General features: G+C 65.0%; 10 protein-coding genes. 5 read left to right on the forward strand and 5 right to left on the reverse strand.

Translation table 11 applies throughout. From position 1 onward, the window contains the following. The first annotated feature begins 161 nt into the window (after positions 1-161). Entirely contained in the window at positions 162-974 is an 813-nt protein-coding gene (locus tag BMY35_RS23770; RefSeq protein WP_093204577.1) for a DUF1266 domain-containing protein, read from the forward strand. Here the strand turns inward: BMY35_RS23770 and BMY35_RS23775 are convergent. From BMY35_RS23775 to BMY35_RS23785, 3 genes are all read right to left on the reverse strand, one after another. After that, a complete protein-coding gene (locus BMY35_RS23775; protein ID WP_143080725.1) occupies positions 935-2,869 on the reverse strand; it encodes a sensor histidine kinase in 1,935 nt (644 codons plus the stop codon). The genes BMY35_RS23770 and BMY35_RS23775 overlap by 40 nt on opposite strands. Positions 2,870-2,967: 98 nt before the next feature. Then, a complete protein-coding gene (locus BMY35_RS23780) occupies positions 2,968-4,182 on the reverse strand; it encodes a PrsW family intramembrane metalloprotease (RefSeq protein ID WP_093204582.1) in 1,215 nt (404 codons plus the stop codon). Further along, positions 4,179-4,739, reverse strand: coding sequence for a hypothetical protein (locus BMY35_RS23785; RefSeq protein ID WP_093204584.1), 561 nt, complete (start codon positions 4,737-4,739; stop codon positions 4,179-4,181). Before BMY35_RS23785 ends, BMY35_RS23780 begins: the two co-directional genes overlap by 4 nt. Before the next feature lie 121 nt (positions 4,740-4,860). Between BMY35_RS23785 and BMY35_RS23790 the strand changes: the two genes are divergently transcribed. The 3 genes from BMY35_RS23790 to BMY35_RS23800 all read left to right on the forward strand — a co-directional run bounded on the left by BMY35_RS23790 (position 4,861) and on the right by BMY35_RS23800 (position 8,200). Next, positions 4,861-5,775 carry a protein NO VEIN domain-containing protein gene (locus tag BMY35_RS23790; RefSeq protein WP_093204586.1) on the forward strand — a complete coding sequence of 305 codons (915 nt, stop codon included), beginning with the start codon at positions 4,861-4,863 and terminating at the stop codon, positions 5,773-5,775. A 152-nt stretch (positions 5,776-5,927) separates the two neighbouring features. After that, the gene (locus BMY35_RS23795) at positions 5,928-7,232 is read left to right on the forward strand and encodes a glycosyltransferase family 2 protein (protein ID WP_256229396.1); all 1,305 of its coding nucleotides are present in this window, start codon (positions 5,928-5,930) and stop codon (positions 7,230-7,232) included. Next, positions 7,229-8,200 (forward strand): porin family protein, encoded by a 972-nt coding sequence (locus BMY35_RS23800; RefSeq protein ID WP_256229398.1) that lies wholly within the window; start codon positions 7,229-7,231, stop codon positions 8,198-8,200. The genes BMY35_RS23795 and BMY35_RS23800 overlap by 4 nt, the downstream gene beginning before the upstream one ends. A gap of 149 nt (positions 8,201-8,349) precedes the next feature. Here BMY35_RS23800 and BMY35_RS23805 read toward each other — a convergent pair whose 3' ends face one another. Together BMY35_RS23805 and BMY35_RS23810 are read right to left on the reverse strand one after the other, a co-directional pair. Then, the gene (locus BMY35_RS23805) at positions 8,350-9,510 is read right to left on the reverse strand and encodes a serine hydrolase domain-containing protein (RefSeq protein ID WP_093204594.1); all 1,161 of its coding nucleotides are present in this window, start codon (positions 9,508-9,510) and stop codon (positions 8,350-8,352) included. Between the two features lie 278 nt (positions 9,511-9,788). Beyond that, positions 9,789-10,610 (reverse strand): alpha/beta fold hydrolase, encoded by an 822-nt coding sequence (locus BMY35_RS23810; protein ID WP_093204596.1) that lies wholly within the window; start codon positions 10,608-10,610, stop codon positions 9,789-9,791. 407 nt (positions 10,611-11,017) lie between these two features. Here BMY35_RS23810 and BMY35_RS38355 point away from each other — a divergent pair, with 407 nt between their 5' ends. Then, positions 11,018-11,311, forward strand: a complete 294-nt coding sequence (locus BMY35_RS38355; RefSeq protein ID WP_177213686.1) for a hypothetical protein — start codon at positions 11,018-11,020, stop codon at positions 11,309-11,311. Positions 11,312-11,581: the final 270 nt, after the last annotated feature.

Consider the following 11,581-nt stretch of genomic DNA (forward strand, 5'->3'; position numbering starts at 1 on the left):
CCGCCGAGTGCCAAAGTGCGAGCAAAGAATTCATCAGAATCCCGGCCGGCGCTTCTGTGTAGCATCGCTCCCTTTCCGGGCTGCGGCGCGCGGGTCGCGCCAGGCCGGCACCCGCTCGCCGGCCGGGCAGCTCCCTTCTGTCTTCGATCACAGGAATTTCCATGGGAATGATGGATGCGCTCGGCCATGCGCTGATGGACAACCAGGAGCTTCACTTCGATACCGCCTACGTGCTCGCGGGCGAAGAGCAATGGCTGGTCACGCTCAGTGCACCGCTCTCCGCCTTCAACGGCGACTTCATGAACGCGGTGCCCACCGGCAAGGACAGCGACGTGCTGCGCGAGAGCATCGCCGAGGTCTGGAGCGTGCACGACCGCGCCAGCTTCGAGCAGACCGCCCGATGGCTCGTCGAGGAGGGGCAGCGCTCGGCATACAAGCCCCTGTGGAAGGCCATTGCCGCGATCGACACGGCAACGCAGGAAACGCCCGCCGTCCTGCGCATGGTGATGGACGCCTTCTTCCCCTCGTTCTTCCAGATCAAGGCGCGCAAGAGCCTGGACTATCGCGAGCTCGCGGCGCAAAGCGGCAAGCCGATGGCGGAGCTGGCCCAGCTGATGACGGGCAGCCAGAGCTGGGTCGACGCGCTGCGCAAGCATTTCAAGGCCTCGCCCGGCCAGATATCCGACCTGGTCGCATGGGACGCCGTGCGCCTGGCCAGCCTGTCGCGCTGGGCGGTGCAGCTCGGCTACATCGAGCGCGCGGAATTCGCGGGCTTTGCCGGCGGGCTCGCGAAGCAGGTGCGCGAGGCATACACCGACTGGTCGCAGGTGAGCGCGGCGTACATCGCCGGCGGCCTGATCTGGAAGTATTCCGATGCGCGCGAAGAGAACCTGCTGCGCACCAACCGCATGCTGCTGAGCGGGGCGCGAAGTCCCTATCGCAGCGTGCCGTTCGCCGGCCGCATCGGCAGTTGATCCAGCTCCGGCCCGGGTTCGACCGGTGCTGATGCTTCTGCCGGAACGGGCAGATGCAGCAGCAGGCTGGTTTCCCCGGGCTGCGAGCGAACGGTGAGCGTGCCCCCCAGCGCCGCGGCACGCGTGCGCATGTTTGCGAGGCCCTTGCCAGCGAATGCGGCCTGCGTGTCGAAGCCCCGGCCGTTGTCGTGCAGCTCGATCTCGATGGCACGTTCTCCCGAACCTTCCACCAGCCTCGCGCCAAGGCCGGCCTGCGTCGCCTGTGCATGCGCCATCAGGTTGCCGAAGGCCTCGAAGAGCAGCATCTGCAACTGGTGCGATTCGCGCGCGCTCCAGCCCGTCATGGTCGGCAGCGAGCCCACGTCCCATCGCAGGTCGATGCCGGCCGCCTGCAGGCGCGGCCCCAGGCGGTAGCGCACGCTGCCCAGCGCGGAGGCCACGTCGCCCTCGCAGCCGTGCATGGCGTCCACCGTGAGCTTGAGCTGGTCCACCGCATCGCGCAGGTGCAGCGCCACGTCGCCCATGGCGGCGCCGGGCTGCTGGGCCATCTGCAGCAGGCCGACGAGCTGTCCGCCGAGTCCGTCGTGCAGGTCTTGCGTGAGGCGCTGCCGCTCCTCGAGCGCGCCGCGCGCCTTCTCGCCCTCGCGTTCGCGAGCGAAGACGGCTTCGAGCGCCGCATTGCGCTCGGCCAGTTCGGCTTCGAGCGAGGCGTTCATCTGCGCCATGGCGCGCACGTCCTTGCGCATGCGCTCGGCGATCACCCAAGCCAGGGAGATCGCGAAGCCCACCCACGCGAAGCGGATCCACGGCACCACCGCATAAGCCTCGGGCGATGTGCGCATCACCCAGTTGTCGCGCGCGGCGCTCAGCACCACCAGCACCACCGCCACGCCCAGCACGCGATGCTCCAGCACCGAGCTGCGCACCGCCACCTTCACGACCACCACCACCATCGCCAGCCCGGCCAGGAAGAACAGCAGCTGCCACGCCGGCATCAGCCACAGCAACGGCACCGTGATGCCGATCGTGGCCGTGACTGGCGCCAGCAAGGCCAGCAGGCCCAGGAAGCGCGCGAGCCGCGTGTCGCCCTTGCCCACCACCGCCAGCGCGAAGCGGCACAGCAGCGGCACCGCCGCCTGGAACGCCGCCAGCGGCACCACGCCCCACCACGGCCAGGGCAACGGCGCGTGCGTGAACAGCACGCGCGCCGTCTGCACCGACCAGAGCAGCTCGCCCAGTCCGTAGAAGAGATAAACGGATTCGCGCTGCCGCAGCCACACCAGCAGAGAGAGCGCCCCGAGCACGCCGCTCACGATGGCGATGAAGCGCCCGCCGCTGATCTGCCAGAAGAGGGCGTCTTCGTACAGCGGGCGAATCTCGGCCTCGCTGCCCGCCACCACCGGAGAAAGCCCGCCCTGGCGCGCGGCCTGCGCGGCGACGACGATCTCCACCCGCTGCGGCCCGGCAGAGCCCGCAGCGGGCAGCGTGAAGTACTGCGGCGTGAACGAGGCATCGTCGTAGGGCCCCGGCGGGAAGGTGCCGAACCGCGCCAGCTCGCGCCCGTTCACCAGCACCCTGAAGCTGTTGCCGATGCGCGGCACGAACAGCGCCTGCGGCATGGCCGGGTCGGTCACGGGTACGTCGAATGCGAACCGCGCCTCGCCGTCGACGGCGCCTTGCCGCTGGTCCCAGTTGTAGGGCAGCGAGACGGTGTGCGGTTCGGAGGGGGAGTCGGGGTTTGGCGCGGTGGCTTCGTGGCCGCGCAAGGTCAGCGTGAGCCGGGCCTGGTCGATGAGCGTCACGGCACGGGCGGAGGCACTCCATCCGGCTGCCAGTACCGCCAGTACCAACAGCATCAGCAGGCGCAGCCCGAGTTGTTCTTTTTGTCGACGCATGACGCGTACAACTTTAGCAATCTTTTCCGCGAGGAAGGGCAGGAGTTGCCTGCTTCCAACGCATCCGCCCGACTGCTGCCCCGGGCGGAAGGCACCCCTCAGGTCCGCGCTTCGATGATCGGATCGAGCTTGGCGCGCAGGCGCCGCACCGCCAGTTCGTGCCGCAGCGTTTGCGCGCCGCGCCCGTAAGTGGCTGCCTTGCGGATCAGCCGCAGCTGCTCGCGCTGCAGGTGCGTCTTCAGGCGCCTGGCGCGCCAGCCGTAGGTCCAGCCCATTTCGCGGCGGACCTTGTAGCGCTGCATGGGCGCGCCCAGCCGCACCCATTCGTCGTCGCGGATCAGGTCGCGCTCGGGCACGAACCAGGCCGCCAGCGCGTGCAGGTAGGTGCCGTTCTCGCGCGCAGCCACCTGCCAGAAGAGCCCCGCAACGATGATCGCGGGCAGCCCCTTGATCACCAGCATGACGGCCATCTCGCCGTAGCCGCCGTCGAACAGGTCTTCGAGGAAGGGCGAGTTCCAGATGAAGTGCATAGCCCACGCGAGCAGGAAGCACAGCACGGCGACCGCGATGCGCGCCACCATCGGCCGCTGCGGATGCAGCAGGAACCACGCAACGCCGAACGAAGCGATGGTGGTGTAGGCCGCATGGCTCCACAGCCCGCTCAGCAGCCCGCGCGTGAACAGGTTGAGCAGCACCGGATAGACCTGGTTCTCCAGCGGAAAGTGGATGGAGGAGCGCACCGTGTAGCTCAGGTTCTCGATCACCTGGAAGCCCAGCCCCGCCATCGCGCCCACGATCAGCACCGACAGGTACGTCTGGAACTGGTTGCGTGCCACCAGCACCAGCAGGATCACGCCCATGAGCTTCAAGAATTCTTCGGTGATCGGCCCCGCGATGGCCGGCCCCCACATCGCCACGAACTCCGGCGACACCAGCTTGGCGCACAGGCTCTGTATGGCGATGTTCGCCGGCGCCGCGAAGTACACCGCCCCCAGCCCGCCCCACGCGAAGGCCAGCACGTACGCCTCGGGCGGGTGCTGCTCCAGCAGGTCGAGCGTGCCGAAGGCCAGCACGAAAAGCAGCGTGTAGATGCCCCACACCGTCAGCCCCAGCAATGCGGTGACAGGCACCACCCGGAAGCCGATCGAGAACATGTAGGCCAGGTAGAAGAGCCCGTTGACGATCAGCGCCACCAGCACCCAGAAGGCCACGCGCCGCGGCTGGAAGAAGGAGTCGGTGCCCACCGGCCATGCGCCGGTGTCCTGGTTGGTGGGAATGCCCTGGTCGTTCCGGTCGAAGACGGGCGCGTTCACTGCGGCGCCTCCAGGTCCATCGAGTCGAGCATGCTGCGCGCGTCCGCCAGCGCCTCTTCCATGCCGTCGCTGGCGCCGTAGAAATCGATCTGCACCAGCGACTTGCGCCGCTGGTCGACCACCTGCCAGAAGCGCCCCGCCAGCTTCGAGCCGTAGTACGCGAAAGTCTTGCCCTGCAGGCCCCAGGAGGTGACGAAGTCGGACACGTCGCCGTCCATCTGCAGCCGCTGGCCGCGCTCCATCAGCCGCTGCTGGCGCACCAGCGGGCCGTCTGGCCCGCCCGCCCACGGGAAGGTGGAAACCAGGAACTTGTGGCCGCCCTTGAAGAGCATGAGCGACTGGCCCGCCTTGGAGCGCGACACGTCCATTTCCCACCCCTCGGCCGGCACGAAGCGGGCCTGGCCCGCCTCGACCGTCTTGCCCGCGGGAAGAGGGCGGTTGCCCGAGGTGTGGCGGTCCCAGTAGGTGAGGCCGCCCACGTAGGCCGCGATGGCGAGGAGCACCGCCAGCGCCCCCGGCCAGGTGCGATACGGTATGCGGCGTGACGGCTCGTTCATTCCCCGGATCGTGCCATACCGATGCGCCTGTCCACAGGTCACTCGCAGGCCGGCGGCAGGCGATGCGGCATACTCCCAGCCCCCTCTCCCAACCTCATCAACCTCAAGAAAATTCCGCTGAATGGACAAGGAAGTCGACCCCCGCGTACTCACTGTGATCGACGAGATGCGGCTCTCGGGCCCCCGGCTCACGCCGGTGGAAATCGTCGCCAAGATGGGTGTGTTCGACGCGCGCGACAAGCCATTCGAGCACGCATGGCTGGCCACCGGCGACAACGTCATCGCCACCATCTGGGCCGAATGGGTGAACGTGGCCGCCAACGGGCGCTGGTTCTACCTCGAATCGCTCGACGTTCACCATCGCGCCGGCGGCGGCGAGCGCAGCGCCCAGCAGGTGCAGCGCGCCAAGGACCGCCTCGCGCTGCTCAAGCGCAGCCATGACGCCGGCGGCGGCTTCCGCGCCGTGGTGCAGACCAACCGCATCGCGATTCTCGAAGTGGAAAGCAACAAGGACGCCAAGGTGTCCACCCGCGTGCGCGACGACGACGAATGGCACGTCGCGAGCTGGGAGCCCGACCAGAAGCTCGCCGTGCTCGTGCGCGGCCCGCGCGGCTGGGCGCCCAGCGAAGCCGAAGTGCAGACCGCCCGCGAACGCGGCAACGTGCCGCAGAAACTCTCCGCCGCCGCCAAGGCAGCCGACGACGACAAGGCCACGCCCGAAGCAGTGCAGGCTGCCGCCCTCGAATACGTGGTGAAGCACTTCACCGGCTACGGCTACAAGGCCGAGAACATGACCGGCAAGGGCTTCGACCTCGAAGTGTCGAACGCCAAGGGCCAGACCCTGCTGCGCGTGACCGTCAAGGGCACCGCGCCCGGCGTGCCCGGCTTCAAGCTCAGCAAGGAAGAAACCGCCTGCTCCACGCGCGAGCCGCTGTGGCGCCTGCTGGTGGTGACCGATGCGGGCAGCGGTGTGGCCCAGCACAAGATCTACAAGCCGAACGAAATCAATTCGGCGCCGGGGTTCGATCCCTCGTAAATAGCAACAGCACTCGCGCACGCCGGTGCGCGACTGTTGCAAACATGCATTGAAGGGGTAACCAGACTATTCATCGCCTCCGCGGAAGATTACATTTCGCGGAATTGTCAAAAGGCGATATGAACGAGAGTAGCCAAAAGACAGCGCATTCGATGATTTACCTGCCCGTGTCAGGTAAGTTTCTTATAGCGTTGATTGGCTCCGCGGCGTGGGTTGCCTTTTCGATCTGGGCCGCGCAGGCCTGGCTGACCGACCTGAAAAGCCATATCGGCGCCGTGCTGGCTGTTTTTCTGGTTTACGGCATTGCCATTGTTCCGGGGTTCATGAATGCGTTCCTGGCCATCAGCCTGCTTCTGGACAAAAGGCCGCCGCATTCCACGCTCCTGACGTATCCCCCGATTTCCATCCTGATTGCCGCGTACAACGAGGAAGCCTCCATCGAGGAAACCCTCGTCAGCATCGAGCGGCAAAACTATCCCGGCGAATTGCAGGTCATCGTGATCAACGATGGCTCCAAAGACGGCACCGCCGCCGTCGTCGAGCGCGCCTGCGCCAGATATCCGTGGATCACCTTCGTCGATTTGAAACAGAACGGCGGCAAGGCGCGCGCCCTGAATATCGGCTTCAAGCAGGTGCTGCACGACATCGTCATCACGGTCGATGCCGATTCATTCCTCTACAAGGGCGCGCTCACCAGCATCGTCGAGCGCTACCACTCCGACCCGCCCAATACGCGGGCCGTGGCCGGAAAAATCCTGGTCCGCAATTCGCGCTTCAACTGGATCACACGCTGCCAGGAGTGGGACTACTTCCACGGCATTGCGGCAATCAAGCGGGTGCAGTCGCTCTTCCAGGGCACGCTGGTGGCACAGGGCGCGTTTTCTCTCTACGACCGCGACGCGCTCACCGAGGTTGGCGGCTGGCCCGAATGCGTGGGCGAAGACATCGTGCTCACCTGGGCCCTGCTGAAGGCCGGCTACCGCATCGGCCACTGCGAAGACGCCTGCCTCTTCACCAACGTGCCCACCAGCATCCGGCAACTGGTGAAGCAGCGCCAGCGATGGGCGCGCGGCATGACCGAGGCCTTCGTCAAGCATCCGGGCATTCTTCTGCAGCCGCGGCTGTCGACCTTCTTCATTTACTGGAACCTGCTTTTTCCGTGGCTCGACCTGGCCTACACCATCGGATTCATGCCGGGATTGGTGCTCGCTTTGTTCGGCTATTTCTGGATCGTCGGCCCGATGACCCTTGCGCTCATACCGGCCGCATTCGCATTGAGCCTGCTGATGTTTTCCATCGAGCGGCGAATGTTCAAGAAAACGGGTCTTGTCGTGCGAAAGAATTTCCAGGGCTTCTTCATCTACGTGCTGCTTTACAGCCTGATCCTGCAGCCGGCCAGCGTTCTCGGATACCTGGACGAGCTTTTCAAAAGGCCCAAGGCCTGGGGGACCAAATGACCCTGGCATCGAGGCATTCGGCCGCCGCTTTTCTTTTTCTTCCGGCACTCATGCTCATTGCCGCCGCGCCCTGCAAGGCGCAGGAAGAAAAAGAGAACAAGGAAAAAACCACCACCATGGCCTTCGGCCCCGAGTTCTTCCTGACCAACGACAGCGACCACTTCCAGTCGCGCCGCGTGTCGGTCGAATTCTTTCCCGCCTTTGAAAATGCCGACCGCTTCCTGGGCTTCAGGCTCGGCGACTACCAATACAAGCAGGACAGCTGGCGAAGAAGCGGCCAGAAACTCACATTCCTCGCCCGCAACATAGAAACCAGAACGGCCGACGGCGGCACCATGGAGGCCGGCGTGTTCGAGCAGGGCGGCCACACGCTGCTGACGCTCGACGGCAGCTATCGCATATCGCCCACGAAAAGCACCGCGGTCGAATTCCTCGTCACGCGCGACTGGGTCGAAACCCCGAAATCGTTGGACAGGGGAATCGACTTCACATTCGTCGGCGTCGCAGTCGACCAGGGCCTCGGCAGCCATTTCACCCTGGTGGGTCTGCTCGCGCAGCAGTACTTTTCAGACGGCAACCGGCGAGACCACGGACGCGTGCGGCTCATCTACCAGCCCTCGCTCGACCTCGGGCTGACATTGCAGGCGCGCTACCGCACATACCGAAGCACCCACGACGACGTCGACAGGGCCTACTTCAACCCCACGAGCTACAGCGAGTCGATGTTCGCCATCGGCTGGCGCCACCGCTTCCAGGGATGGACCGCCTCCGTGACGGCCGGCCTCGGCAACGAGACCATCAACCACGACATGAGCCAACCCACGAGGCTCCTCGACGTGAGCCTGCAAAGCCCGGTGAGGGGAGCGCATGTGTTTCGCTTCGGTGCCGGCTACAGCCGCAGCACCACGTTCGCGGGGCCGAGCTATCAGTACCGGTATTTGCGCGGCGAGTGGATCATTCGTTTCTGAGGCTCTTGCAGGGCCCTTTTTGAGGCACCCCAAGCTTCTTCGGTGCGAAAGCGCTCGGTGAAGTCATCTTGATCCTCAGAGGCAGCTCGGGGCGGATGTAGCAAGCACCGCGCTGGCCATCGCCAAGCGGTCAGTCACCGTATCCGAGGTCACAGGGACGGTGAGATGGCCTGCAGCACGTCGCTGAACACGCCGTACTGCACCTTGAATGCCTGCGGGCTGTAGTCCTGGTAGTAGCCCGCCGTCACTGCGACGACGAGATCGAGTTCGGGCACGATGCGGATCGACTGCCCACCTCGACCGAGTGCGCCGATCCAGCGGACGGTTCGCCGGTGCGCTCTGGCATGGCCGCTCCACCAAAGGTAGCCGTAGTCCTGGTCGTCCGTTGCCTTGACGAGCGACGCGGTGGAAGCTTCGATCCAGCCCTTCGACACGATCTGGCGTCCATCCCAGCGCCCGCCCGCCAGCACGAGCTGCCCGATCTTCGCCATGTCCCGCGGGCGCATGCGAAGGCCACCGCCGGCGTCGCTGTCTCTGCCCATTCGGCTCCATTCTTCGCCCGAGATGCCCAGGGGCTCCAGCAGGCTCGCTCGCGCGAACTCGTCGAGTGGTCTGCCGGTGGCCCGATGCAGGATCGCCGATACAAGCGCCAGGGCGCCGGTACTGTAGAAGAACTGCTGCCCAGGCGCCGCCACGGCTCGGCGCGTGAGCACGTAGCGGCACGGATCGCCCGAAAAATACATGCGCGTTTCGTCGTTCGCGAGATCGCCGGTCGCGGGCGTCGACTCGATCCATTCGAGGCCGAGCGTCATGCCGAGCGCGTGCCGCAGCAACAGGCGATCCGATTCCGGCGTTCGCAGGTCTGCGAGTTCGGGGAAGAAGCCAAGGATCGGCGCGTCGACGTCATGGATCAGCCCCCGGTCGATCGCGATGCCGACGGCGAGCGACGCGACACTCTTCGTCGCTGACTTCATTGCATGGCGCGTGCCGGCGTTGAAGACGACGTTCTCCACACGGCTGCCGAAAAAGCTGGTTGGCACCTGATCGCTGCCTTGGAGGTAGCGCTCGAAAACGAGCTTGCCGCGATGCACGACAAGGACGGAGTGAATGTTCGACCCCGAAGCCGCAAGCCGATCGGCCATCTTGCTGAGTGCGGTGGTGTCGACGAGCTTGTCGTCGTCGCCCGCGGCGGTGTTCCAGCCATCTTCTCGCGAGGTTGTCGCGGCGAAGCCTCCGATCGAATGGGTGCACGCTGACACGCCGAGCGAGGCGAGCGCAGTGCCGACAAGAACGAACTCACGGCGTTTCATGGCACGTCGACGGTGGAAGGTGCATTGATGTTAGGCAGCGAAGGCTGCGCGCGTCAATCGCCTGCTCCTCTGGGTTCGCGATTCCACACCTCTTGAATGAGGATGGAGCATCCATCGCCGAAGCTGCCATTCGCGATCGGCTGCTTGTGGCCGACAGCTGAAGTCTGGCCCGCCGGCCGGGCTGCATCGCTTCGTCAAGATGGGATGGCTGTTTGCTCGCTCCGGTGCCACACGCGTGGGGAACAACCTACTGCAGCCCACCGCCTGGGCTCGCCCATTCACAGGGCGTCGAGATACTGCCTCAGCACCGAGTTGAACTGCTGGGGCGCCTCGAGCGCAGGCAGATGCGCGGTGCCCCGAAGTACATGACTTTCGGCTCCGGGTATGCGTTGGGCGAGCAGGCTGCATCGCTCCTGCAGGAGCGGCAGGTCGAGATCGCCCCACAGTACGAGCGTAGGCGCCCGAATCGCTTCCACGCGCTCCCAGGCTGAAGGCTCCTCGGTTGCCACACCGGGGTTGGCTGCTCGCAAAGCATTGCCGTTCATCGACAAGAAGAGCTGGCGAGCGTCGCCTCCTACTCGCCCTGTCGGGCTCAAGGGGCCGTCCAGCCACAGGCGCGCCTGAAGCTCGTTCTTCGCATCCAGGTCACCCAGCGCCGCAGCAGCGCTGATTGCATCGATCAGCGCCTTTACCGGCTCGTCATGCCGTTCGGTGGGCGCACCACTCACGCCCGGCGCAACAACAACGAGACCGCTCACCCAGTCGGGTCGAGCCAATGTCGCATCGATGGCAACACGACCTCCCAGGGAACAGCCGACCAGCACCGCCTTGTCGTAATCCAGTGAATCCATCACTGCCCAAAGGTCGGCGACATTGGAATAGGGCGTGGGGTGCAACGTGCGCGACTCTCCGAAGCCCCGCCGGTCGTAGCTTGCCACTGCGTGGGTTGGCGTCAATGCGCTCCATTGGCCTTGCCACATGCGTCGGTCCGCAACATTGGCGTGCAGAAAAAGAACTGGCATGCCGGTAGTGCCGTGGTTCGCTTGGTGCTCGAGAGCCAACGACGCGCCCGGGACTTCAATCCATTTCAGGTTTCTCATGCTCGAGACGATAGTGACCCAAGGCCGTGTTGACCAGCGAGCGGGGCTGCCTTCAACAGCCTCCAACTGTCAGGGCTTTGTGTCTCGCCGCAGCGCCCCGGCAGATATCTCGCTGATTCGAGAAATCCTCGACGAATTCTTTTCTCTCGCGCGGCTTTCACTTCTCTACAGTGAATGCCCCTGCCGCAAGACCCCCCTCCTTGTGGGCGACGAACACTGATCGTGAAAGGAGCTTTCCCCAAGAGCTGACCAAGTGAACTGATGAACCGCCTACCTCACGGCGGGTTGCCGGTGCTCCTCGGTGCACTGGTGCGAACGTGAGGCACAAAAGGCGACGGCCAGGGCGCGCAAACACCCTGACCGTCTGACCACATGACGTGCAACACCTTGGAAAGAGAGCACACCAAATGGCTACGCGAATTATGGCCGGGCGTTCCACGCCCAAATCTTCCCGCCGCAGCAGCAACACCACGCGCGGCACCACCACCAAGCCCACGGCGCCGACCCCGACGCCCGACGAGGCAAGGGAACTACTCGAAATCAAACTGGCGCAGCTGAACTCGCTGCTGTGGTGCTGTTATGGCGACGGCAACGGGTGGTTCGAGGAGGCGGGGGAGAAGCATCGGGATCACATGCTCTGGATTGCCTCTGATCTGGCTCGGGAGGCGGAGATGTTGTTCCAGGTTAGTGCGCCGAAGTAAAAGGTTCTAGCTTTTCTATCAGCTTCGCTGGGCATCCCACAAAGTGGTGATGCCCAGCACTCGGCGCTTCGCTACCGTACCGCTCGGGAGTACCCATACCGAGACATGGGAGGCCGAAAAGACGCTGTTGCAAATGGCAGGCGCATCCAGAGTGTTGGGTGCGAGTGCTCCATGGCGGAAAAAGAGCAAGACGGCCGAGGAAAAGTGCTGATGCGAGGGTCTCGTGGCCTGAGTCGAACCAATCAGCCTCCATGAATCCCGGACCCATTC

The sequence above is a fragment of the Variovorax sp. YR750 genome (assembly GCF_900109805.1).
Classification (GTDB): domain Bacteria; phylum Pseudomonadota; class Gammaproteobacteria; order Burkholderiales; family Burkholderiaceae_C; genus Variovorax; species Variovorax gossypii.